Origin of the sequence: Streptomyces sp. NPDC020965 (assembly GCF_044333555.1) — a bacterium.
In the GTDB taxonomy this organism is placed as follows: Bacteria; Actinomycetota; Actinomycetes; order Streptomycetales; family Streptomycetaceae; genus Streptomyces.
In genome coordinates this window covers 1-23,138 of record NZ_JBIRRE010000005.1, presented here as the reverse complement: position 1 = coordinate 23,138, position 23,138 = coordinate 1, and the positions used below count along the sequence as shown (strand labels likewise).

Genomic DNA, 23,138 nt, shown 5'->3' with positions numbered 1-23,138 from the left:
GTCGGGTCCCGGTCACGCGCCAGCTCCTCGCGGAGCCGGGTACGGGCCCGCAGGGCACGGGACTTGACCGTGCCGGTGGGCAGCCGGAGCCGCTGGGCCGTCTGCCGGGTGGTCAGCCCATCCAGGACGGTCGCCTGGACGACCTCGCGCAGATCGGGGGAGAGCCGCCCGAGCGCTGCCCGCACCGCCCCGAACTCCCCCGACGCCAGCGCCTGTTCCTCCGCGGACGGGGCGGTGGAGCCGCGGAGCGCGGCGAGCGCCCGTCGCAGCCGGCCCTGGCCGCCCTGGGTGCGGTCCGCGTCCACGAGGCGCCGGTCGGCGATCCGCCAGAGCCAGCCGCCGAAGTCCCGCACCTCGGGCTGCCGCCCCTCGGCGCAGCGGCGCCAGACGGCGAGGAAGGTCTCCTGCACGATGTCGTCCACCTGCGCGGCGTCGGCACGGCGGTATCGCAGCCGGGCGGTCAGCCAGGGCGCGTAGCGGCGGTACAGCTCCTCGAAGGCCGCCCGGTCGCGCTCACGCAGCGCGGCCAGCAGCTCGGCGTCCTCCGGCTCTTCCTCGGTCGTCACCCTCACACCTGCTCGTCGGAGGGAGGCCCCTCACCGGTTCACGCCCATGATGTGACATGCGTCACAGTCGGTCTTGCGTCAACATCGCCGGGGCCATTCCGGTTCCCAGGGGCCACACCGTGCACATATGAGCCTGATCAATGACCCCGCACCTCACCCATAGAAACGGATGAGGCGACTCCATCACACCCCACCGGACAAACACGTCCGGAGAAATGAATTCCGGCTGAGGCATTACGGCGATCTTCGAATATGCCTTGCTCTTGGTGTCGTTGGATACATAGCGTTCTCATGTCGGAAACGAATGACACACGAAGGAGCTGGAATTGCGATCTCTCAAACGAGGCTTAGCACTGACCGCCGCCGTCGCGGCGCTCGGCGCCGGCACCCTCGGGACCGCCTCGGCGGCCACCGCCAACCCCGCCGACTCCAAGGCCCGCACCGCCACCACGTCCCGGGTCGCCGACGAAATCCGGCTGCCCGCGGCCCCCGGCTGTATCTCAGCCTGGCGGTCCGGCAACAAGGCGTACGCCTACAACGGCTGCGACGGACAGCACCGCATCAAGTTCATCTGGGCCTTCGCACCCGACAGTAATTGTTTCACCATCCGCCCGGGCGAGACGTGGTCGCACACGAAGCCCAGCGGAATCGCCCGATTCGACGGACTGCGAAGCTGCTAATAGTCGGCATGTTCGCGTCATGCATCGGCAGCTAGAGTCCGACGAATAGAGATCGACGAACAGAGATCGGCGAATAAATGGGTGCGGCTTCCCGAACTCGACCTTCGGGAAGCCGCACGCGGTCATATTAGGGCCGGAATTCCACACCGTACAGACCGGCCCACCGCCCCCGCCCAGGGGCGCGCTTCAGGCCACCGGCGCCAGCAGCGGACTCTTGTGCCGGACCAGCCACTGCCGGTAGGCCGCCACCCGGGACGCCGCCTCCCGGTAGGCCGCCGCGAGGTCCTCGTACACCCCGTCGTACGGCTCCCGGGTCCCCGGTGGCGAGCAGAGCAGCAGTCGTACGGCGAGCGGGTCGCCCCGCAGCGGGCGGATCACCATGTCATCGCGCGGCCCCGACGTCGGCTGGCAGGGCGCCACCGCCTCACCGACCGCTATCAGGGCGGCGGCGGTGTGGTAATCCCCGTGCAGAACGGATGGGTTGAGCCCGGCCGCCACCAGGACCCGGCGCAGCCCGTCCCACTCGCCGTCCACGGTGGGATCCACGATCCAGCGGTCGCCGGCGAGATCGGCCAGCTCTACGACGGGTGCCTCCGCGGCCGGGTGACCGCGGGTCATGGAGACGAACTGGGGCTCGCGCTCGACCAGTACCCGCACGGTCAGCCCCTCCGGCACGATGAGGGGGCACCCCTCCACCTCGTGGACGAAGGCGACATCGAGCCCTCCCCCGGCGACCAGCCGCAGCAGGGAGTTGGCCGAGACATCCATATGGAGCGAGATGTCGGTGCCGGGCAGCCGCCGCCGCAGCCGGCCGAGCCAGCCGGGGAGGGCGCGGCTCGCGGTCGAACCGACCCGTAAACAGGGGCCGTCCGCGCCGGCCGCCACCGCCTTCGCCTCCACGACGAGCGCCGCCATCTCCGCCACCAGCGGACGGGCCCGGCTCAGCACGGCGCGGCCCACGAGGGTCGGCCGGCAGCCGGAGCGCTCCCGGGCGAAGAGTTCCGCGCCGAGGGCGTTCTCGATCCGCCGCAGTTGAGTCGTCAGGGACGGCTGACTGACGCCCAGTTGCCGGGCGGCCTTGTGCAGGCTGCCCGTGTCCGCGATGGCGCACAGGGCACGCAGGTGTCTGACCTCCAGCTCCATGACCCGAGAGTAGGTCCGGATTCAGCCGCCACACCAGACACACAGTTCGGGCACAGAGGGACGGACGGGGACAGGTGATGCGCCGGAGTTATCGAGAGTTGGCATCATCCCCGACCGGGGGCTTCTCCTCGACACTCTGCCGTACCGAACCCGTTCAACGGACGAGTAGGAGCCCCCCATGCGTCACCCCAGAACGGTTCTCTCAGCGGTTCTCGGCCTCGGTCTCGCCGCCGCCCTCGGCGCCGTACCCGCGACCGCGGCCCAGGCAGCCGACTCCCCCACGGCCGCTGCCACCCCGTCGTACGTCGCCTACGAAGGCTCGGCCGAGGACGCGAAGGCGACCAAGGCGTTCTTCGAGGCCGTGGTGAAGTCGGTCGCCGAGAAGCGGGCCGCGAACCCCGGCGCCCGCGTGGTGACCGTCAACTACAGCGCCGCCAGCGCGCCCAGGTTCCGGGCCCAGATAGCCTCCAGCACCCAGATATGGAACAGCTCGGTCGCCAACGTCCGGCTACAGGAGGGCGCCAACCCCAGCTTCCGCTACTACGAGGGCAATGACGCCCGTGGCTCGTACGCGAGCACGGACGGCCACGGCCGCGGCTACATCTTCCTCGACTACCGGCAGAACCAGCAGTACAACTCGTACCGGGTGACCTCGCATGAGACCGGTCACGTCCTCGGACTGCCGGACAACTACCGCGGCCCGTGCAGCGAGCTGATGTCCGGCGGCGGCCCCGGTACGTCGTGTCAGAACGCCTCCCCGAACGCGCAGGAGCGCGCCCGGGTCAACGCCCTGTGGGCCAACGGTCTTGCCGCCGCCATCGCCCGCGTCTCCTGATCACCGCGCCGGTCATGCACCGTGACCGGCTCCTGATCGCCCGAGATCCCGGCCGGGCACCGCGCGGTCGGTCCGGCCTCCCGCGGCAGGGAGGTGACCTCGGCGCCTGATGCCGCGGGCGCCGGGACAGCACCGGAACGCGAAGGGGTGTCCCGTCAGGTCACGACGGGACACCCCTTTCCTCGTTCCCTCGTTTCCCTTCACCGGCCGGCGCCACCCGCTACCGGCGGCGCGGGAGCGCGTCCGGGCGGTAGTGGGTGGCGCCGGCCGGTCACTCATGCCTCGGCCGAGGCCAGCACTCCCAACTCCGCCCCGGCCGGGAGCTGCCGCTGGATGTGGTCCAGCGCCTCGTCGAAGTCGCCCCCGGCAACCCCCGATTCATACGCCGCCCCGCCGTACCGCAGGGTGAGATTGAGGTCCGCCCGATCGAGGGACCCCTCGGGCCGTAGTTCGCCGAGCGTCAACAGACAGCTCAGCGTGGCCCGCTCGACCGCGCCGTCCACATGGACGGGGAGCGGTATGTCCCATTCCAGTACGCAGGAGGAGAGCACTCCCTCCGCCCCCACGACCTCCAGAGCGGCCAGCGAGGCCCCTTCGTACTCAACACCCCTGATGCGCGTGCGCAGTTGCCGCCCGTGCGCCGCGATCGTGACCGCTTCCGCGCCACGCCGGTCGCGGTACCAGCCCGCCCAGACTTCCGTCGACTCCGATGACATGGCGCGGACTGTAGCGGTACGGCGGCCTCCGCCGAACAGCAGGGATGGCTCAGACCGTACCCACGGTCGCACCGGGCCCGCCCCCGGAGTGCTCACCCGGTTGGCCGACAGAGGCTTCACAGGCGGGATTGTGGCAGGGGCCGGGGCCCCACGAGGGGACGAATGCCCCGAGCGTCTTGCGTCGCTTGATCACGGTACCGACAGGCTCTCCGCACACCGGGCACGTGGGCTCGGCCTGCGGGCGACGGACGGTCCGAACTCGTTCGCTGCCCATACCGCCAAGGATATGGCGGTATGGGCGGATCGGACACCCCGGCGATCAGGAATTTCGGCGGTACTTCGTGACCACGACGCCGTTGTCGAACGAGCGCACCGAGGTCAGCGCGAACTCGTCCAGCCGGAATCCGGCGGCGAACATCGGCATCCCGGAGCCGAGCACCACCGGATAGGTCTTGACGATCACCTCGTCCACCTCGTCACGGAGCTGACCTGCGAGATCGGCACCACCGCAGAGGTAGACACCGAGCCCGTCCTCCCGCTTCAGCGCCCGGACGGCCGCCACCAGATCGCCGGAGATGATCGTCACGCGCGGATCGGGTGATTCGGTGATGCTGCGGGAGGCGACGTACTCGCGCAGATGGGCGTACGGGCTGGTGATCCCGGCGTCGAGCGCGATCTGGTAGCTGGTACGGCCCTGGATGATCGTGTCGAACTCGCTGTTCGACCGGTCGTCGACGCCGAAGGCCCGGCGGGCCGGCGTCGGCAGCGTGTCCGCGCCCTCGGCGCCGAGGTACTCGGCGTACTCCCCCTTCACGAAGGAGGTGAAGAACTCGGCTTCACCGTCGGGGGCTCCGATGAAGCCGTCGATGGAGGTGGCGACGTAATAGCTGAGCTTGCGCAAACCGATCCCGTTCGTCGTTCGTCGTGGAGTAACGCCGTGGCCGCCCGCGGCCGACAAGCCACCGGGCGCAACCACTCCACCCATAGTGCTTCAGACGTAGTGGTTTGACAAGGGAATTCCGGGCGGGTCCGGCGGGCGATCGACCACCGGGCGGGCCGGCTGAGGCGCGGCCCGCCCAGGCGGGCGGCGGAGACCGGAGGGTGTGGGCGGCACGGGCGGGCCGGGGAGCGAGGGCCCTGAGGGCGGTACGGGCGGCGGTACGGGTACGCCCCGGGCGGGGCGGCACCCACGGGGGCGCCCGGGCGGCGTGGCGGCGGCCGTGGGGGCGCCCCGGGGGTGCCGTTACGGGGCCGTCAGTGGGTGCGGGTACCAGTGAGCGCGTACGGTCACGGGTCCGTCAGCGGGTGCGGCCACGGATCCGTCATCGCGTACGGCCACGAGCCCGCCAGCGCGTACGGCCACGAGCCCGCCAGCGGGTGCGGCCACGGGCCCGCCAGCGGGTGCGGCCACGGATCCGTCATCGCGTACGGCCACGGGCCCGTCAGTGGGTGCGGCGGGTGACGAACTCCGCCAGCGCCAGCAGATCCCCCGCCGCCGTCAGGTCCGGCACCGCGCGGGACAGCTCCTGCACCGCCCGCGCCATCCGGTCCGCCGCCTGGAGCTGCGCCCAGTCCCTGCCGCCGGCCCGCTCCACCGCGTCGGCGGCCAACCGCACCGCCGCCCCCGTCATCGGCCCCCGGTACAGCTCCGCCAGCTCCGCGCCCGCGTCGGTGCCCGAGGTGAGGGCCGCCACCACCGGCAGCGACTTCTTGCGCGCGGCGAGATCGGCCCCGGCCGGTTTGCCGGTCCGGCCCGGATCGCCCCAGATGCCGATCAGATCGTCGATGAACTGGAAGGCCAGTCCGGCCTCCCGGCCGAAGGCGTCCAGCGCCCCGGTCTCCTCCGGCCCGGCCCCCGCGTACAGCGCCCCCAGCGCACAGGCGCAGCCCAGCAGCGCCCCCGTCTTGGCGGTCGCCATGGCCAGGCACTCGCCGAGCGAGACCTCGTCCGGCGGGCGGCTCTCCAGCGCGCAGTCCGTCTGCTGTCCGGCGCACAGCTCGATGACACAGGCCCCCAGTCGTTCGGCGGCCGGCGCGGCGGCGGGGTGGTGGTCCTCGGCGAGCAGCCGCAGTGCGAGGGCGTGCAGGGCGTCCCCGGTGATGATGGCGTCGGCGGTGCCGAACACGGTCCAGGCGGTGGGGCGGTGCCGCCGGACGGGGTCGTCGTCGATGACGTCGTCGTGCAACAGGGTGAAGTTGTGCACCAGCTCCACGGCAGCCGCGGCGCGCAGGGCGGCCCCGACGGGCTCGCCGCCGCCGCCCAGGGCGCCCGCGGCGGCCAGCACCAGCGCCGGTCTGATGGCCTTGCCCTCGGCACCCGTGTCCGGGGTGCCGTCGGCGCGCTCCCAACCGAAGTGGTACCTGGCGACCCGGCGCAGCGGGCCGGGCAGCGAGTCGACGGCGGCCCGCAGACCGGGATCGACGGCGTCACGGGTGCGTTCCAGCAGGTCGACGGCGTCACGGCCCTCGACGGCCTCCGGCATGGTCAACGAGCGGTCCTTTCGGGGAGGGGACGGGAACCCGTGCCGGGGGCGCGGAAGCGGGCGCCGCACCCGTCCGGACGGGGAGCCCGACCGGAGGGCGCGGCGGCAAGTGCCCGCACCCCCCGGCCGGGGGGCGTGTTGTCAGCCCCAGCGGCTCACCTCGACGTTCTCCAGGATTCCGAGGGCGTCGGGGACCAGGACCGCGGCCGAGTAGTACGCCGTGACCAGGTAGGAGATGATCGCCTGCTCGTCGATGCCCATGAACCGGACGGAGAGGCTGGGCTCGATCTCGTCCGGGATGCCGGCCTGCCGCAGCCCGACGACGCCCTGTTCGGCGTCGCCCGTACGCATACAGAGGATGGACGTCGTACGGGCGTCGGTGACCGGGATCTTGTTGCACGGGAAGATGGGCACCCCCCGCCAGGCGGGTACGTGGTGGCCGGCCACGGCCACGCTGTCGGGGACCAGTCCGCGGCGGTTGCACTCCCGGCCGAAGGCGGCGATGGCCCGCGGATGGGCGAGGAACAGCTTGGAGCCGCGCCGCCGGGACAGCAGTTCGTCCATGTCGTCGGGGGTCGGCGGGCCGTCGTGCGGCTGGAGGCGCTGGCTGTAGTCGCAGTTGGCCAGCAGGCCGAACTGCCGGTTGTTGACCAGCTCGTCCTCCTGGCGCTCCCGCAGCGCCTCGACCGTCAGCCGGAGCTGCTGTTCGGTCTGGTTCATCGGCTGGTTGTAGAGGTCGGCGACCCTGCTGTGGACCTTCAGCACGGTCTGGGCGACGCTCAGTTCGTACTCGCGGGGGGCCGCCTCGTAGTCGACGAAGGTGTGCGGTACGACGGCCTCGCCGACATGTCCGGCCGAGAGGTCGATCGGGGCCTCGCCGTAGGCGTTGGTGCGCTGTTCGGGCAGGGCGGCGAGGCCGTCGAGATGGGCCTGGAGCGTGTCCGCGCGGGCCGCGAGGTTGAGCACGTCGGCGCGGGTCAGGACCAGTACCGTGCACGCGGTGGCGGCCCGGACGGTGTACGGCCAGGAGGCGTCGCCGCTGTCGAGTGCGGCCTCACCGAAGTAGGCGCCGTCGGCGAGGACGCCGAGGACCGCCTCGCCGCCGTAGGGACCGGCGCCGAGCTTCTCCACCCGACCGTGCGCCAGCAGGAAGACGCGGTCGGTCGGCGCGTCCGCGCGGGTGATGACCTGGCCCGCCGCGAACTCCCGCTGTTCGCAGCGGTTCGCCAGCTCGGCGAGCACCCCGTCGTCCGCGAACCCCCGCAGCGCGGGCAGTTCACCCAGCTCGGCCGGGATGACGGTCACCCGGTCCCCGGTCTGCACGAAGGTCACCCGGCCGTCGCCCACGGCGTAGGTGAGGCGGCGGTTCACCCGGTAGGCGCCGCCCTCCACCTGGACCCACGGCAACATGCGCAGCAGCCACCGCGAGGTGATCTCCTGCATCTGCGGCACGGACTTGGTGGTGGTCGCGAGATTCCGCGCGGCAGCCGTACCGAGGCTCTGCTGCTTCGGTGTCCGCCGCTCATCACTCTCATCGCCGACGGACCCCACCGAGCCCACCGGACCAACCGGACCAACCGACATGTATCTCCCTCTCGATCATGGCCTGTTCATGGCGTCGAGCACCGGCCCGAACTGCCGAAGAAAGCTTCCACCACGGAGAGTCGTCGCACTATTACACAAATGGATGGGACTAATCGGCCACCGCCACGGGCACCGTGCACGGAATTGAAAGTTCCGCAAGAGGGAACGAACGGCACTGACCGAATCACATCGCACACCGCCCGAACACGTCTGACGCCGGCATCAGTTGGGGTAGCTGGACAGTACGGAACATTCCACACAAGAACTCCACCCCAGGGAGCCGGTCATGGCCTCACCCCTGTCCGCGAACAACCTTCTCGCCGCGCTGCGCGATGAGGGGCTGACCGTCGTCGAAGTCGGCGACTGGCGCACCCACAACCGGAACGCCAGAGGCCCCTGGGGTCCGGTGCACGGAGTGATGATCCACCACACCGCCACCAGGGGGACCGCGCGCACGGTCGCGCTCTGCCGCGACGGCCGCGACGATCTGCCGGGACCGCTCTGCCACGGCGTCATCGCCAAGAACGGCACCGTCCACCTCGTCGGCCACGGCCGGGCCAACCACGCGGGCGAGGGCGACGACGACGTCCTGCGCGCCATCGTCGCGGAGCGGGCACTGCCCCGCGACAACGAGGCCAACACCGACGGGAACCGCTACTTCTACGGCTTCGAGTGCGAGAACCTCGGCAACGGCGACGACCCCTGGCCCGCCGCGCAACTGGACGCCATCGCGAAGGCCGCGACGGCGCTCTGCCGCCGCCACGGCTGGTCGGCCCGCTCGGTCATCGGACATCTGGAGTGGCAGCCGGGCAAGGTGGACCCCCGGGGCTTCACCATGAGCTCCCTGCGCGAGCGCGTCCACGAACGGCTGACGTAGAGCCTCTCCTCTGGATCCGTCCGGGCCCGCGCCCCCGCCTTCCGGCACGACCCCTGCCGTCTTCCGGCACGACCCTCTGTCCCCCGTCGTCGGCGCAGGTGAGAATGGGTACGTGCCCCCGGAAGCGCTCGACCCCACCGCCGTCCTGCGCCCCCGGCTGCCCTCCCCCCTCCAGCAGGTCGACGACCCGCTCTGGGCGCGCCACGGCATCCGGCTGCTGCTGAAGCGCGACGACCTCATCCACCCCGAGCTGCCGGGCAACAAGTGGCGCAAACTCATGCCCAATGTGCGGGCGGCGGCCGGGCGCCCCCTCCTCACCTTCGGCGGCGCCTACTCCAACCACCTCCGGGCCACCGCCGCGGCCGGCCGGCTGCTGGGCTTCCCCACCATCGGGGTGGTCCGGGGCGACGAGCTCGCCGGCCGGCCGCTCAATCCGTCCCTCGCCCGGTGCGCGGCGGACGGGATGCGGCTGGCCTTCATCGACCGCGCCACCTATCGGCGGAAGGACGACCCCGAGGTGCTGGCCGGTGTGCTGGCCCGGGTGCTCGGCGACCACTCCGGCTCCGGCGCGCCGGCCGATGTCCGGATCATCCCCGAGGGCGGCAGCAACGCCCTCGCCGCCGTCGGCTGCGCGGAGCTCGGGCGGGAACTGCGCGGACACGCCGATGTCGTCGCCGTCGCCTGTGGCACTGGTGGCACCCTGGCGGGTCTTGCGGCCGGGCTCGGCACCGCACAGCGGGCGATCGGGTTCCCCGCGCTCAGGGGCGGCTTCCTGGCCGCCGAGACCGAACGCCTCCAGCGGGCGGCGTTCGGTGGGCGTACCGGCGACTGGTCCCTCGACGAGCGCTTCCACCACGGCGGATACGCCCGTACGACCCCCGCGCTCGACGCGTTCGCGGCGGCGTTCGAGGCCCGCCACGGACTGCCCGTGGAGCGGGTGTACGTCGCCAAGATGCTGCACGGCCTGGCGACGCTCGCCGCCGATGGCGCCTTCTCCCCCGGCACCACGGTCGCCGCCGTCGTCACCGGTCAGCCGGATTCGGCGTCATCCTCCTCGCGGTAGGCGGCGGCCTCCTCCAGATCGAGCCTGCGCAGCAGGGTCCGCAGCATCTCGTCGTCGATCCGGCGCTGGTCCCGCAGCCGGACGAAGACCTGGCGTTCGGTCTCGATCATCTCCCTGGCGAGCCGGCGGTAGGTGTCGTCGGCCGATTCGCCGGTCACCTCGTTGACGGCGCCGAGCCGCTCCCAGACGGCGTTGCGCCGCCGTTCCATGACGGTGCGCAGCCGGTTCTCCAGTGGCTCCGGCAGCGCGTCGCGGTCGTCCGCCAACAGCTCGTCCAGACGCCGGTCGGCCGCCCGCGACGCCTCGCTCTGGGCCTGCGCTTCGGCGAGGGTCTCGGCCTGGGTGTCACGCTTCGGCAGCCGCAGCAGCCGAATCAGCGCCGGCAGGGTGAGCCCCTGCACCACCAGGGTGCCGATCACCGTGGTGAAGGTCAGGAACAGCACCAGGTTCCGGGCCGGGAAGGGGGCGCCGTCCGCGGTCGTCAGCGGAATGGAGAAGGCGATGGCGAGCGAGACGACACCGCGCATCCCGGCCCAGCCGACGATCATCGGCGCCTTCCAGGTGACGCCGGTCTCCCGCTCCCTGATCCGCCTGGAGAGCGCGCGCGGCAGGAAGGTCGCCGGGAAGACCCATACGTACCGCATCGCCACGACGAGGACGAAGACGATGACGGCGTACCCGAGCGACTCACCGACCCCATAGGCGCCGAGACCCTTCAGTACGTACGGGAGCTGGAGGCCGATCAGCGCGAAGACGGTGGACTCCAGGATGAACGCCACCATCTTCCAGACCGCCTCCTCCTGGAGCCGGGTGGCGAAGTCGACCTGCCAGCGGCGGTGCCCCAGATAGAGGCCGACGACGACCACGGCGAGCACTCCGGAGGCGTGCACCTGCTCGGCCGCCGCGTAGGCGAAGAACGGGATGAGCAGCGAGAGCGTGTTCTGTAGCAGCGGTTCCCGCAGATGGGTGCGGAGCCAGTGGATGGGGACCATCAGCAGCAGCCCGACCCCGATGCCGCCGATCGCCGCGAGGGCGAACTCCGCGACGGCCCCGGCCCAGCTCGCCCCTTCACCGATCGCGGCGGCCAGGGCCACCCGGTAGGCGGTGATCGCGGTCGCGTCGTTCACCAGGGACTCGCCCTGGAGGATCGTGGTGATCCGGCTCGGCAGCTTGAGCCGGCGGGCCACGGCGGTGGCGGCGACCGCGTCCGGGGGCGCGATCACCGCCCCCAGCACCAGGGCGGCCGTCAGCGGCAGCTCCGGCACCAGCAGATGGGTGAGCACGCCGACGGTGACCGTGGCGAAGAGCGTGTAGCCGACGGACAGCATCGCGACGGGCCGGGCGTTGGCCCGCAGGTCGAGGTACGAACTGTCGAGCGCGGCCATGTGCAGCAGGGGCGGCAGCAGCAGCGGCAGCACGATGTGCGGGTCGAGGGCGTACTCCGGCACTCCGGGGACGTACGCGGCGATCAGCCCGGCCGGCACCAGCAGCAGGGGTGCCGGTACGGCGGTTCTGCGGGCCGCTCCGGCGATCACGGCGCTGACCGCGATCAGCGCCACTAGGGGCAGTGCGTCCATTCGGCGTCCTCTGGTGCGTGCGCGTGCCGTGCGCGGTGGCCGCTTCGCTCCCCCGTCGGTCCCGCCGCCGGGGGGCCGCGCCGATCTCGCGATCCCCCGGAGCGCCGTGCGCCGCTCCCGCCGTGAAGGTCCGCCGTCACCGCCGTAACCTGGCCATCATGAGCGAGTGTCCGCACACGGCGGCGCTGCCCCGCCGGGAGCCCGTCCCGCTGGCCGAGACCTGCCGGGACTGTCTGACCGCCGGAGCCCAACCCGTCCATCTGCGGCTCTGTCTGGTCTGCGGCCATGTCGGCTGCTGCGACTCCTCACCGCTGCGGCACGCCACGGGTCACTTCGAGGAAACCGGGCATCCGGTGATGCGGAGTTTCGAGCCGGGGGAGGACTGGCGGTGGTGCTTCGTGGACGGTTCCCTCGTCTAGGACGCGGTTCGCTCGTCCGGGGCGACGGTTCGACGACCCGGGGCGTGGGTACGTCAACCCTCCGCCACTTCGGCGTATTTGGACTACGCAGACCTCTAGCCACCGTGTGTGCTCATATGCTTACCATGAGTGACCGAGACTTAGGGAGGGGGTCCGGCGACAGGGCATCATGGATCGCGATAGCGTCGCCGGGCCAGCATCGGCTACGCACGGACTGCGTAGCGACGGCTTCGGGATCACTTCCCGTGGCCCCGAAAGAGCTTGTGTCACCTTGGAGGTGAGGGTGTCCCAGATCGCAGGCGAGCCCGAAACTCAGGACTTCGTGGAAGTCCGGCTGCCCGCTGCGGGTGCCTACCTGTCTGTGCTGCGTACGGCCACGGCCGGTCTAGCGGCGCGCTTGGACTTCACCCTCGACGAGATCGAGGATCTACGGATCGCGGTCGACGAGGCGTGCGCGATCCTGCTCCAGCAGGCGGTTCCCGGCTCCGTGCTGAGCTGCGTCTTCCGGCTCATCGACGACTCGCTGGAGGTCACGGTCTCCGCCCCGACGACCGACGGCCGGGCGCCCGAGCGCGACACCTTCGCCTGGACGGTGCTCTCCGCACTGGCCGGCAAGGTCGACTCGACGGTGGCCGAGGACCGGACGGTCACCATCAGTCTGTACAAACAGCGCGGCGCAGGACCCGGTCCGGCGTGAGGGACGGGGACGGTCCGGTGCGGAACGAGGACGGTCCGGTGCGCGACGAGCCACCCTCGGTGCGCGACTTCCCGGAGCAGCAGGCCCGGCCGCACCCGGTGGACGGACTCGACGGCCAGCAGGCCGCGGCGGAGCAGGCGCAGGCTGGGGGTACCTCCCCGGCAGAGCCCTGGGGGAAGGCGGCCCGAATGAGCGAGCACGTGCACGAGCAGAAGCACCACGATCCCCATGACCGCAGCGGGGCGCGGGCGATGTTCATCGAGCTGCGCGAGCTGGCCGACGGGTCCACCGAGCGGGCAGAGCTGCGCAATCAGCTCGTACGGATGCATCTGCCGCTGGTCGAGCATCTGGCCCGGCGCTTCCGCAACCGGGGCGAGCCCCTGGACGATCTGACCCAGGTCGCGACGATCGGCCTGATCAAATCGGTGGACCGGTTCGATCCGGATCGCGGGGTCGAGTTCTCGACCTATGCGACACCGACGGTGGTCGGTGAGATCAAGCGGCACTTCCGTGACAAGGGCTGGGCGGTCCGGGTCCCGCGCCGCCTCCAGGAGCTGCGTCTCGCACTGACGACGGCGACGGCCGAGCTGTCCCAGCAGCACGGCCGCTCGCCGACGGTCCACGAGCTGGCGGAACGGCTGGGCATCTCGGAGGAAGAGGTCCTGGAGGGGCTGGAGTCCGCCAACGCGTACTCCACGCTCTCCCTGGACGTCCCGGACACGGACGACGAGTCCCCGGCGGTGGCGGACACTCTGGGCTCGGAGGACGAGGCGCTGGAAGGCGTCGAGTACCGCGAGTCGCTGAAGCCGCTGCTGGAGGATCTGCCGCCCCGGGAGAAGCGCATCCTGCTGCTGCGGTTCTTCGGCAACATGACCCAGTCGCAGATCGCGCAGGAGGTCGGGATCTCCCAGATGCACGTCTCCCGACTGCTGGCGCGCACCCTGGCGCAGCTCCGGGAGAAGCTGTTGGTGGAGGAGTAGACCGACGGTCTGATGTTCGACCGCCATGGAGGCCATACGGGGGCGCCGCAACGCCAATCAGTTACGGACCGTAATCATCTACCCGATGATTACGGTCCGTAACTGATTGTGGTGGGCGCTCCCCCGGCACCCGCGACAAGGCCGGGGCGCGTCGTAGCGCAAGCACGTACGGACCGGCACGGCGTACGGGGTGGGCGCGAGGCGGCGCGAACCGACCCCTGCCGCGAACCGACCCCGCGCGGCGTACGGACGGGTCAGGCGTCCCGGGGCCCGGTCCCGGCGCCCCCGATGCCGAGGGCCTCTGTCGTCGTCGGGTTGATCAGCAGCACCAGCCCCGTCACCGCCACCGCCGCGACCAGCATTCCCAGCGGGATCAGCCCCCCGGAGGACCGCAGCAGCGTCCACGCCGGGATCAGCGCCATCAGATGGGTGATCATCGCCGGGCCCCGGCTCCAGCTCCGCCGGGCCAGCAGACCGCGCGCCGCCGCCAGCGGGAGCACGCCGAGTGCGATCAACGTCACTCCACCCATTTCCGCCTGCGTGGCGTTGTCGGGGTCGCCCATCAGCCCCATCACCAGCATGTAGACGCCGTAGACGATCAGCGCCAGGCCCTCCAGGCCGGACACCGCCGCGGCGGCGGTCAGGCGGGCAGGGCGGGGGATCGGGTCAGCACTCACCCCAGCAGGGTAGCCGCCGCGCCCCAGCGGGGTCGGGGGTCCCCGCCCCGGCCCGACCATCCCCCTCCTCCGACTCCCCGACTCCCCGACTCCCCGCTTCCCCTCCCCCGGTCTCCCCACCTCCGCGCCTCTCCCCTCCGGCCCATCCCACCGCGACTGGGGCCAGGCACCCCCCTGTGGGTACGCTGCATCACATGCGCGCACTCCTCGTGGTCAACCCGGCAGCAACCACCACCAGTGCACGCACCCGTGACGTGCTCATCCACGCCCTCGCCAGCGAGATGAAGCTGGAAGCCATCACCACCGAGTACCGGGGCCACGGTCGCGACCTCGCCCGGCGGGCCGCCGAGTCCGAAGACATCGACCTCGTCGTCGCCCTCGGCGGCGACGGCACCGTGAACGAGGTCGTCAATGGTCTACTCCACTCGGGCCCGGACCCCGATCGACTTCCCCGCCTCGCCGTCGTCCCCGGCGGCTCGACGAATGTCTTCGCCCGCGCACTGGGACTTCCGAATGACGCCGTGGAGGCGACCGGCGCCATTCTGGACGCGCTCAGTGAGCAGAGTGAACGCACCGTAGGACTCGGATTCGCCTCGGGTACCCCCGGAACGGCGGACGAAGCCACTCCCGGCCGCTGGTTCACTTTCTGCGCGGGGCTCGGATTCGACGCGAGCGTCATCGGCCGAGTCGAACAACAGCGGGAGCGCGGAAAGCGTTCGACACACGCGCTCTATGTCCGTCAGGTGATGCGCCAGTTCCTGGACGATCCCCATCGCCGGCACGGCATGATCAGCCTGGAGCGCCCCGGCGCGGACCCGGTGACCGATCTCGTGCTCTCCATAATCTGCAACACCTCCCCCTGGACCTACCTGGGCAATCGCCCGATGTACGCGTCCCCCAAGGCGTCCTTCGACACCGGCCTCGACCTGCTCGGGCTCTCCAAGCTGTCGACCCCGGCGGTGGCCCGTTACGCCACCCAGCTCCTCACCTCATCCCCCGAAAGAGGACCGCACGGCAAGCACGCGGTCACGCTCCATGACGTGGATGAGTTCACCTTGAATTCAAAGGTTCCACTGCCCTTTCAGATGGACGGTGACCACCTCGGACTGCGCACCAGCGTGACGTTCACAGGCGTACGCCGTGCACTGCGTGTGATTGTGTGAGTAGAAGGACCGAAGGGCCTTTATCTCGAACGTACGGACTGGGATCCACCCCATAGAAGTACGGCTGTGACCTAGTCGACACCGAGGAATCAAAAAAAACTTTCCAGAAGGGGTTGTATCCGTCGCCGAGGTTTGCGAGTCTCTTCATGGCGATCGGGACGGCCCGCAGCATCGGCCCCCACAGACCGCCAGAACCCCTCCCCAAAACCCAGGACCACGCCAACAGGCTTGGCGGTCGGCCCTTCCCTTGCGGGGGGATTCGTGAAAGCGTTCACATTCACAAGCAACCCTGATAAGTCATCCCAAGAGAGGTAGCAGCCATGGACTGGCGTCACAACGCCGTTTGCCGCGAGGAAGACCCCGAGCTCTTCTTCCCCATCGGCAACACCGGTCCTGCGCTGCTGCAGATCGAGGAAGCCAAGGCCGTCTGTCGTCGCTGCCCCGTCATGGAGCAGTGTCTGCAGTGGGCGCTTGAGTCCGGCCAGGACTCCGGCGTCTGGGGTGGCCTCAGCGAGGACGAGCGCCGCGCGATGAAGCGCCGCGCCGCTCGCAACCGGGCGCGTAACGCCAGCGCCTGACAGCCACCGCACGAGCCCGACGCCTCCGGCGGCGCGTACAGCGAGTACGCACTCACCGCCCACGAGTCGCAGCGCGCAGCACATAGCCCACAGCATCCGAGCCCCGGACCGAATCCATACGGTCCGGGGCTCGCTGCTGTCTCCGCTCTCACACCGAACGCCCGTCGCCCGTACTCCGCAGCCCGCAGCCCGCACCCCGCACCGAACGTCCGTACGGAATGCCTGTACGGAACGTTACTTCTGGGCGAGTACGGGGATGTCGAGCACCACTCGGGTGCCGCGGCCGGGCGCCGGGACCCGCAGCATGTCGAAGGTGCCGCCCAACTCCCCCTCCACCAGCGTCCGTACGATCTGGAGGCCCAGATTGCCCGCGCGCTGCGCGTCGAAGCCCTCCGGCAGTCCGCGGCCGTCGTCCTGAACAGTGATCAGCAGCCGGCTGTCCGTGCGGTGGTCACCCCGGACGGCCGAGACCTCCACCGAGCCCAGCTCCCCCGCCGCGAAGGCGTGCTCCAGGGCGTTCTGCAGCACTTCGGTGAGCACCATGGCCAGCGGAGTGGCCACCTCGGCGTCGAGGATGCCGAACCGGCCGGTGCGACGGCATTCGACCGTGCCCGGCGAGATCTCGGCGACCATCGCGATGACCCGGTCGGCGATCTCGTCGAACTGCACGCGCTCGTCCAGATTCTGCGAGAGCGTCTCGTGCACGATGGCGATCGAGCCGACCCGCCGCACGGCCTCGTTGAGGGCCTCCCGGCCGCTCGCCGAGTCCATTCGGCGGGCCTGTAGCCGGAGCAGCGCCGCGACCGTCTGGAGGTTGTTCTTCACCCGGTGGTGGATCTCCCGGATGGTGGCGTCCTTGGTTATCAACTCGCGCTCGCGGCGGCGGAGTTCGGTGACGTCACGGAGGAGTACGAGGGAGCCGATCCGGGTGCCCTTGGGCTTGAGCGGGATGGCGCGCAGTTGGATGACGCCGCCGTTGCCCTCCACCTCGGTCTCCCGGGGCGCGTAGCCGCTGGCGAGCTTGACCAGGGCCTCGTCGACCGGGCCCCGGGAGGGCGCGAGATCGGCGGTGACCTGGCCCAGGTGGTGTCCGACGAGATCGGACGCCAGACCGAGCCGGTGGTACGCGGAGAGGGCGTTGGGGCTCGCGTACTGGACGACGCCGTCCGCGTCGAGCCGGATCAGCCCGTCGCCGACCCGGGGCGAGGCGTCCATGTCGACCTGCTGGCCGGGGAAGGGGAAGGAGCCGGCGGCGATCATCTGGGCCAGGTCGGACGCGCTCTGGAGGTAGGTCAGCTCCAGCCGGGACGGGGTCCGCACGGTGAGGAGATTGGTGTTGCGGGCGATGACTCCGAGGACCCGGCCCTCGCGGCGTACGGGAATGGACTCGACCCGTACCGGAACCTCCTCGCGCCACTCCGGATCGCCCTCGCGCACGATGCGGCCCTCGTCCAGGGCGGCGTCGAGGAGCGGGCGCCGGCCGCGGGGGATGAGGTGGCCGACCATATCGTCCTGGTAGGAGGTGGGGCCGGTGTTGGGTCGCATCTGGGCGACGGAGACGTAGCGGGTGCCGTCCCGGGTGGGCACCCACAGCACGAGGTCGGCGAAGGACAGGTCGGAGAGCAGTTGCCACTCCGAGACCAGCAGATGGAGCCACTCGAGGTCGGATTCACCGAGGGCGGTGTGCTGGCGGACGAGGTCGTTCATGGAGGGCACGTGTGCGAGCGTACCCGCGGGGTGCACGGTCGGTGGTCGCGGCCGTGGTGAAGGGCGTGGGCCGGCAGGAATCTCGGCGGATCGATGGACATCCTCGAATGGTCTAGTCCACAATGAACGCACCAAGGCTTCCGCCCTCCCCGCACAGGAGGGTGGAACGAGGAACCGGTGCTCTCTGCCCTGACTGCGCCGAGACCTCCCCCACGGCCGCACGGGACCGCACACCCGTCGGCCGGAAGTACTCCGGGCTGCGGTGCCGGACGGGTTGAGGGTCCCGTCAGGCGCCGTGGCCCGCGGGTTTTCCCGCTCCGTACCCCCGCTGTCATCCGCTCCCCCGGCAGGACCGCCATCCGCTCCCGGATCGCGCTGTCCCGCCCGCCCGGGAGTCGCCCGGCCGGTCGTTCAGTGCGTCTCCGTCACCTTCGCCAGCGCCCTCGGCGCGTCCGGGTCCTGCCCCCTCGCCATCGTGACCTCGTACGCGAGCAACTGAAGCGGCAGGATCTCCAGCACCGGCTGCAACTCCTCCGGAACGCCCCGCGTCGGCAGGGCGAACCCGGCCGTCGCCCCCTGGAGCCGTGCGGCCGGACCCACCACCACCAGGTCGGCGCCGCGGCCCCGGAGCCGGTCGAGCACCGGCTGGAGCGCCTCGCCGCCACTGCCGTCGGTGACCACCGCGATCACCGGGGAGACGTTGTCCACCATCGCCAGCGGCCCGTGCAGCAGATCCGCGCCGGAGTACGACAGGGCGGGTATGTAGCTCGTCTCCATGAGCTTCAGCGCCGCCTCCTTCGCCGTGGGATACCCGTAGCCCCGCGAGGTGATCACCATGCGGTCGGCGAACCGGTAGCGGGACGCGAGGGCCCGTACCTCGTCCTGCCGTGCCAGCACGCTTTCCGCCAGCTCGGGCAGGACCCGCGCCGCCGCGCCGTCGCCGCCGCGCAGCCCTTCCGCGAAGAGGTAGAGCGCGAGCAGCGACGCCGTGTAGGTCTTGGTCGCCGGCAGGGCCTTCTCGGGGCCGGCGAGGATGTCGATGTGGAACTCGGAGACGCCCGCGAGCGGCGAGTCCGGGTCGTTGGTGACCGCCACGGTGATGGCGCCCGCCTCCCGCGCGGCCCGGGTGGAGGCGACCACGTCGGGCGAGCCGCCCGACTGGCTGACGGTGATCGCCAGCACGTCCCGCAGATCCGGCTTCGCCCCGTACGCCGTGGTGGTGGACATGGAGGTCAGCCCGCACGGCAGGCCGAGGCGGATCTCCAGCAGATACTTCGCGTACAGGGCTGCGTTGTCGGAGGTGCCGCGGCCGGCCAGCAGGACGAACCGGGGGCGGCGGGCCGCGACGGCGGCGGCCACCTCCTGGATGCGGGCCGCCCCCTCCGTCAGGACGTGTCGCAGGACGCGGGGCTGCTCCGCCATCTCGCCGGACATGATCCGGCCCGGAGACTCGCGGTATTCGGCCGACTGGGTGGCGGACATGATGGCTGCCTCCAACGGACGTTCCCTGCGCGGGGGCCGGTCCCCGGGGGCTGCCGGGGGCCCCCGGCACAGCGCGGTCCGCCTCGGTCGGCCCGGCAGGTCGTCTCACCGGTGGGACGACCTCGGCGGTGGGTGCCGTCCGCGGGGCGGACCGTTCAGCACCGGCCCGGGTCGCGTGCGCGGCACGCCTGACGGCGCGGTCCACCAGGGTGTCGGTGACCGTCGCGCACTCCTGCAACGATCCTACGGTCCTCCGCGCGGACCGGCAGATCCACGGCACCGGCGGCCGGTCAGGGGGAAACGACAGACGTCGGTGCCGGGTGCGGTCCCCTCCTGTGAAGCCGCACCCCGCACCGACGTCGATGTCACCTACCTGCGATAACCTCCGCCGCCGCCCGGCCACAGACCGGGGACGCGCCGTAGGTGGCGATGTGCAGCGAACCGACCGGTTCCGCCTGCGGGACACCCATCTCGATCACCACGGTGTCGGGACGGGCGGCGACCAGCGCGCGCAGCGCGTCGGTCATCCACGGACGCCGGTGGACGTCGCGCACCACCGCGACGACCCGGCGTTCGCCGGCCTCGCCCAGCACCCGGGCGAGCAGCCCGGACGTGCCGTCGGCGGCGGCCGGCTCCTCGGTGTACGTGGCGTGGCCAGAGCCCGGCAGCAGTTCGGCGACGGCGGCGGCGGCGCCCCACGGGGTGGCACCGCCCGCCGCGACATTAGCCTCCGGGGCGAAGGTCGCCACATGGACCGGTCCGGTGACGGGCGTGTGGCGGGCGTGGGTGGTCACCCGCAGGGCCCGGCGGGCGGCCGCGAGGCCGACCTCGGGATCGGGTGCCCGGCGGCCGTCGGGCCGCCCCTGCTCGGCGGTCCAGGCGCCGAGGGTACGGACCCGGTCGGCCGCATCGGCCAGCCGCTCCTCCGGCAGGTCGCCGTCGTGGACGGCGCGCACGACGGCGCCGGCCAGCTCGGTGACGAACGCCTCGTCGTAGGTCTCACCACCGGTGCAGATCGCGTCGGCTCCCGCGGCGATGGCGAGCACCGTGCCACGGGCCGCCCCGTAGGTGCGGCTGATGGCGCCCATCTCGATGGCGTCCGTGACGATCAGCCCCTCGAAGCCGAGTCCGCCCTCGACGCGCGGAGCGCGCAGCAGCTTCGTCAGCACGCTGTGGCTCAGGGTCGCGGGGTACTCGGTGTCGAGCGCGGTGGCCATGATGTGGGCCGTCATCACCGCCTTGACGCCCTGGTCGATCGCGGCCTGGAAGGGCACGAGGTCCCGTTCCCGCAGCACCGGCTCGGTGACGTCGATGGTGGGCAGTCCGTGGTGCGAGTCCACGGCGGTGTCCCCGTGTCCGGGGAAGTGCTTGGCACAGGCGGCGATGCCCACGGACTGGAGTCCCTCGACCCAGGCCGCCGTGTGACGTGCGCACAGCTGGGGGTCGGCGCCGAAGGCGCGCACCCCGATCACCGGGTTGTCGGGGTTGGCGTTCACATCCGCCGACGGGGCCCAGTTGAAGTTGACGCCGCAGGCGACGAGCGAGTGCCCGAGCTCCCGGGCGACCGCCCGGGTCACCGCGGGGTCGTCGATCGCGCCGAGGGCGAGGTTGCCGGGCCAGGAGGAGCCGTTGACGACCTCGAGCCGGGTGACGTCGCCGCCCTCCTCGTCGATGGCGACGAGGATGTCGGGGTTCTCCTTGTGCAGATCGGCGGTGAGTGCCGCGACCTGCTCGGGGCTGGTGCAGTTGCGCCCGTACAGCGCGACGGAGAGCAGTCCATCGGCGACCGAGCGACGGATCCAGTCCGGCACCGTCACTCCGTCGAAGCCGGGCTGGAGCACGACCAGGGCGTCCGCGTACAGCCGGTCCTGGGTCAGGTTTCCGCTGGTTCTGATGCTCAACGCGGTCACCCCTTCACGGCGCCGTCAGTGAGACCACTGACCGCCCGGCGCTGGAGGAAGACGAAGAGGACCAGGATCGGGATGGCGAAGAGTGTGGACGCCGCCATGGTGGCGCCCCAGTCGTCACCGAAGGTCGAGCGGAAGCTGGACAGCCACACCGGCAGGGTCTGGAACTCGGCCTGCTTGTTGAGGACCAGCACCATCGGGAACTCGTTCCAGGCGGTGATGAAGCCGAACATCGACGTCGACATCAGGCCCGGCGCCAGCAGCGGCAGGATCACCCGGCGGAACGCCTGGGCCCGGGTACAGCCGTCGACCATCGCGGACTCCTCCAGCTCCTTCGGCACCGCGGCGACGAAGCCGCGCAGTGTCAGCAGGGTGAAGGGCAGGATCATGACCATATAGAAGAGGGTCAGTGGCACCAGGCTGTTCAGCATGTCGGCGTCACGGACGATCATGTAGATCGCGATGACCATGACTTCCCAGGGGGCCATCTGGGCCATCATGAAGCCGATGATGAAGCCGCGCCGGCCCTTGAAGCGCATCCGGGCGAGGGCGAAGGACGCCGCCAGCGAGATGATCAGCGAGAAGATCACCGCGAGCAGGGTGACGGTCAGCGAGTTGCGGACCAGGGTCCAGAAGTTCTCCGCGTCCAGCGCCGTCTTGAAGTGTTCAAGAGTGCCGTTGATCGGGAACCAGACCGGGGACTCCGAGACGATGTCCGGCGTCTTCTTGAATGCCGTGGCGAACATCCAGTAGACGGGGAAGACGAAGCCGATGAACAGCAGAACGGCCGTGGCGTTGGGCCAGATACGGCCGAGCAAGGAGCGCTTCATCGCTCGTCCTCCTCTTGCTTAAGAACGATCCGGAGGTAGTAGGCGGTGATCAGCAGCATGATGATGATGGTCAGCATGGCGATGGCGGAGCCCATACCGAAGTGCTGATTGCCGATGCCCTCGACGTACGCGTACACGGGCAGGATCTCCGTGAGGCGGTCCGGTCCTCCGGCGTTGATCGTGTAGACCTGTACAAACGCCTTGAAAACCCAGATGATCTCCAGGAAGGTCGTGGCGTAGAGGAAGGGGCGCATGAAGGGGAGCGTGACCGAGAGGAAGCTCTTCCAGGCGCCGGCGCCGTCCAGGGACGCGGCCTCGTACAGTTCCTTGGGGATCGTGGTCGTCGCGGCGTAGAGGTTGATCGCGACGAAGGGGATGGACTGCCACACGATGAGGACCGTCACCACGAAGAACGTGGAGAACTGCGTGCCCATCCAGTTGTAGTCGGCCATCCCGTCAAAGCCCATTTTGGCGAGGACCCAGTTGACGACACCGAACCGCTGGGCGAAGAGCCACTGGTAGACGGTGGTGGCGGCGACGACCGGCATGGCCCAGGCGAGGACGAGGCCGACCAGCAGGGCGACCCTCATGCGCTTGCCGAGGCGGGCGAGCAGCAGACCGACCAACGTGCCCAGAATCATGATCAGGACGACATTGGTCCCCATGAAGAGGATGGAACGGCCGGTGACGCGCCAGAAGTCCGAGCCGGTGAGGACTTCCGTGTAGTTCTCGATCCCGTTCCACTCGGTGAGGTGCTGGATCAGCTGCCTCATATTGAGATTCTGGAACGACAGGAGGGCGTTGTTGATCAGCGGCCAGCCGAGGAATATCAGGGTGGCCACAACCGCGGGGAGCAGTAGCAGATAGGGCACGAATGCGCCGACTCTGCCACGCGCCGGAGGCTTGCCCGATCCCTCACTGGTCCCGCGGGGAACCTCCGTCGGGCCGGAAGGCGGCCGTTCGGTCTGCACGGTCATGCGCTTGCCATCTCTTCCTAGGCGCTATGGGGACGCAGAATCGCGGAAGGGCACAGGTGATCGTCGGGGGGGGGGGGGCCCCGGGGCCCCCCCCCCCCCCCCCCCAGGCCGAAATGTTGATGGGGGGGGGGGGGGTGATGTGGCCCCCCGCCAGCATTGGGGGCGGCGGGGGGGGGGTTAAAGTTGGAGGCCCGGGG

At 70.7% G+C, this 23,138-nt stretch carries 21 protein-coding genes and 1 pseudogene; 9 read left to right on the top strand and 13 right to left on the bottom strand.

Annotated features, from left to right (window positions below; genetic code table 11):
• Nucleotides 1-17: 17 nt before the first annotated feature.
• Nucleotides 18-566: pseudogene (locus tag ACH4S7_RS16690) on the bottom strand (RNA polymerase sigma factor); the annotation flags it as partial.
• Nucleotides 567-892: 326 nt separating this feature from the next.
• Here ACH4S7_RS16690 and ACH4S7_RS16685 point away from each other — a divergent pair.
• On the top strand, nucleotides 893-1,246 hold the full coding sequence (locus ACH4S7_RS16685; protein ID WP_398521918.1) for a hypothetical protein: 354 nt from the start codon (nucleotides 893-895) through the stop codon (nucleotides 1,244-1,246).
• A gap of 186 nt (nucleotides 1,247-1,432) precedes the next feature.
• On the opposite strand, the gene ACH4S7_RS16680 is transcribed toward ACH4S7_RS16685, so the two are convergent.
• A complete protein-coding gene (locus tag ACH4S7_RS16680; protein WP_398521917.1) occupies nucleotides 1,433-2,389 on the bottom strand; it encodes a LysR substrate-binding domain-containing protein in 957 nt (318 codons plus the stop codon).
• Nucleotides 2,390-2,567: 178 nt separating this feature from the next.
• On the opposite strand from ACH4S7_RS16680, the gene snpA reads away from it, so the two are divergent.
• Nucleotides 2,568-3,224, top strand: coding sequence for a snapalysin (snpA, locus tag ACH4S7_RS16675; RefSeq protein ID WP_398521916.1), 657 nt, complete (start codon nucleotides 2,568-2,570; stop codon nucleotides 3,222-3,224).
• 275 nt (nucleotides 3,225-3,499) lie between these two features.
• Here the strand turns inward: snpA and ACH4S7_RS16670 are convergent, their stop codons facing one another.
• From ACH4S7_RS16670 to ACH4S7_RS16655, 4 genes are all read right to left on the bottom strand, one after another.
• Complete coding sequence (locus ACH4S7_RS16670) at nucleotides 3,500-3,940, bottom strand: DUF6304 family protein (protein ID WP_398521915.1); 441 nt, start codon at nucleotides 3,938-3,940, stop codon at nucleotides 3,500-3,502.
• 319 nt (nucleotides 3,941-4,259) lie between these two features.
• Nucleotides 4,260-4,841: a dihydrofolate reductase family protein gene (locus tag ACH4S7_RS16665; protein ID WP_398521914.1), complete on the bottom strand. Its 582-nt coding sequence runs from the start codon at nucleotides 4,839-4,841 to the stop codon at nucleotides 4,260-4,262.
• Nucleotides 4,842-5,382: 541 nt separating this feature from the next.
• Complete coding sequence (locus ACH4S7_RS16660; RefSeq protein ID WP_398522359.1) at nucleotides 5,383-6,423, bottom strand: family 2 encapsulin nanocompartment cargo protein polyprenyl transferase; 1,041 nt, start codon at nucleotides 6,421-6,423, stop codon at nucleotides 5,383-5,385.
• A gap of 141 nt (nucleotides 6,424-6,564) precedes the next feature.
• A complete protein-coding gene (locus tag ACH4S7_RS16655) occupies nucleotides 6,565-8,007 on the bottom strand; it encodes a family 2B encapsulin nanocompartment shell protein (protein WP_398521913.1) in 1,443 nt (480 codons plus the stop codon).
• A 286-nt stretch (nucleotides 8,008-8,293) separates the two neighbouring features.
• Here ACH4S7_RS16655 and ACH4S7_RS16650 point away from each other — a divergent pair, with 286 nt between their 5' ends.
• Nucleotides 8,294-8,884 carry an N-acetylmuramoyl-L-alanine amidase gene (locus ACH4S7_RS16650; RefSeq protein ID WP_398521912.1) on the top strand — a complete coding sequence of 197 codons (591 nt, stop codon included), beginning with the start codon at nucleotides 8,294-8,296 and terminating at the stop codon, nucleotides 8,882-8,884.
• A gap of 112 nt (nucleotides 8,885-8,996) precedes the next feature.
• Nucleotides 8,997-9,947: a 1-aminocyclopropane-1-carboxylate deaminase/D-cysteine desulfhydrase gene (locus tag ACH4S7_RS16645; RefSeq protein ID WP_398521911.1), complete on the top strand. Its 951-nt coding sequence runs from the start codon at nucleotides 8,997-8,999 to the stop codon at nucleotides 9,945-9,947.
• Here the strand turns inward: ACH4S7_RS16645 and ACH4S7_RS16640 are convergent.
• Entirely contained in the window at nucleotides 9,914-11,524 is a 1,611-nt protein-coding gene (locus tag ACH4S7_RS16640) for a Na+/H+ antiporter (RefSeq protein WP_398521910.1), read from the bottom strand. The two genes, ACH4S7_RS16645 and ACH4S7_RS16640, sit on opposite strands and share 34 nt — an antisense overlap.
• A 158-nt stretch (nucleotides 11,525-11,682) precedes the next feature.
• Between ACH4S7_RS16640 and ACH4S7_RS16635 the strand changes: the two genes are divergently transcribed.
• From ACH4S7_RS16635 to ACH4S7_RS16625, 3 genes are all read left to right on the top strand, one after another.
• Nucleotides 11,683-11,943 carry a UBP-type zinc finger domain-containing protein gene (locus ACH4S7_RS16635; protein WP_398521909.1) on the top strand — a complete coding sequence of 87 codons (261 nt, stop codon included), beginning with the start codon at nucleotides 11,683-11,685 and terminating at the stop codon, nucleotides 11,941-11,943.
• 283 nt (nucleotides 11,944-12,226) lie between these two features.
• Nucleotides 12,227-12,640 (top strand): anti-sigma regulatory factor, encoded by a 414-nt coding sequence (locus ACH4S7_RS16630; protein ID WP_398521908.1) that lies wholly within the window; start codon nucleotides 12,227-12,229, stop codon nucleotides 12,638-12,640.
• A 38-nt stretch (nucleotides 12,641-12,678) separates the two neighbouring features.
• On the top strand, nucleotides 12,679-13,620 hold the full coding sequence (locus tag ACH4S7_RS16625; protein WP_398521907.1) for an RNA polymerase sigma factor SigF: 942 nt from the start codon (nucleotides 12,679-12,681) through the stop codon (nucleotides 13,618-13,620).
• 254 nt (nucleotides 13,621-13,874) lie between these two features.
• On the opposite strand, the gene ACH4S7_RS16620 is transcribed toward ACH4S7_RS16625, so the two are convergent.
• Nucleotides 13,875-14,297 (bottom strand): hypothetical protein, encoded by a 423-nt coding sequence (locus ACH4S7_RS16620; protein WP_398521906.1) that lies wholly within the window; start codon nucleotides 14,295-14,297, stop codon nucleotides 13,875-13,877.
• Between the two features lie 194 nt (nucleotides 14,298-14,491).
• On the opposite strand from ACH4S7_RS16620, the gene ACH4S7_RS16615 reads away from it, so the two are divergent.
• Together ACH4S7_RS16615 and ACH4S7_RS16610 are read left to right on the top strand one after the other, a co-directional pair.
• Nucleotides 14,492-15,460 carry a diacylglycerol/lipid kinase family protein gene (locus tag ACH4S7_RS16615; RefSeq protein WP_398521905.1) on the top strand — a complete coding sequence of 323 codons (969 nt, stop codon included), beginning with the start codon at nucleotides 14,492-14,494 and terminating at the stop codon, nucleotides 15,458-15,460.
• A gap of 320 nt (nucleotides 15,461-15,780) precedes the next feature.
• Nucleotides 15,781-16,038, top strand: a complete 258-nt coding sequence (locus ACH4S7_RS16610; RefSeq protein WP_003953983.1) for a WhiB family transcriptional regulator — start codon at nucleotides 15,781-15,783, stop codon at nucleotides 16,036-16,038.
• Nucleotides 16,039-16,272: 234 nt separating this feature from the next.
• Here the strand turns inward: ACH4S7_RS16610 and ACH4S7_RS16605 are convergent, their stop codons facing one another.
• The 5 genes from ACH4S7_RS16605 to ACH4S7_RS16585 all read right to left on the bottom strand — a co-directional run bounded on the left by ACH4S7_RS16605 (nucleotide 16,273) and on the right by ACH4S7_RS16585 (nucleotide 22,941).
• The gene (locus ACH4S7_RS16605) at nucleotides 16,273-17,745 is read right to left on the bottom strand and encodes a PAS domain-containing sensor histidine kinase (RefSeq protein WP_398522358.1); all 1,473 of its coding nucleotides are present in this window, start codon (nucleotides 17,743-17,745) and stop codon (nucleotides 16,273-16,275) included.
• 411 nt (nucleotides 17,746-18,156) lie between these two features.
• Entirely contained in the window at nucleotides 18,157-19,227 is a 1,071-nt protein-coding gene (locus tag ACH4S7_RS16600) for an SIS domain-containing protein (RefSeq protein ID WP_398521904.1), read from the bottom strand.
• A 365-nt stretch (nucleotides 19,228-19,592) separates the two neighbouring features.
• Complete coding sequence (locus tag ACH4S7_RS16595; RefSeq protein ID WP_398521903.1) at nucleotides 19,593-21,128, bottom strand: glycoside hydrolase family 3 protein; 1,536 nt, start codon at nucleotides 21,126-21,128, stop codon at nucleotides 19,593-19,595.
• Between the two features lie 5 nt (nucleotides 21,129-21,133).
• Nucleotides 21,134-21,964: a carbohydrate ABC transporter permease gene (locus ACH4S7_RS16590; RefSeq protein ID WP_398521902.1), complete on the bottom strand. Its 831-nt coding sequence runs from the start codon at nucleotides 21,962-21,964 to the stop codon at nucleotides 21,134-21,136.
• Nucleotides 21,961-22,941 (bottom strand): carbohydrate ABC transporter permease, encoded by a 981-nt coding sequence (locus ACH4S7_RS16585; protein ID WP_398521901.1) that lies wholly within the window; start codon nucleotides 22,939-22,941, stop codon nucleotides 21,961-21,963. Before ACH4S7_RS16585 ends, ACH4S7_RS16590 begins: the two co-directional genes overlap by 4 nt.
• Between the last annotated feature and the right edge of the window lie 197 nt (nucleotides 22,942-23,138).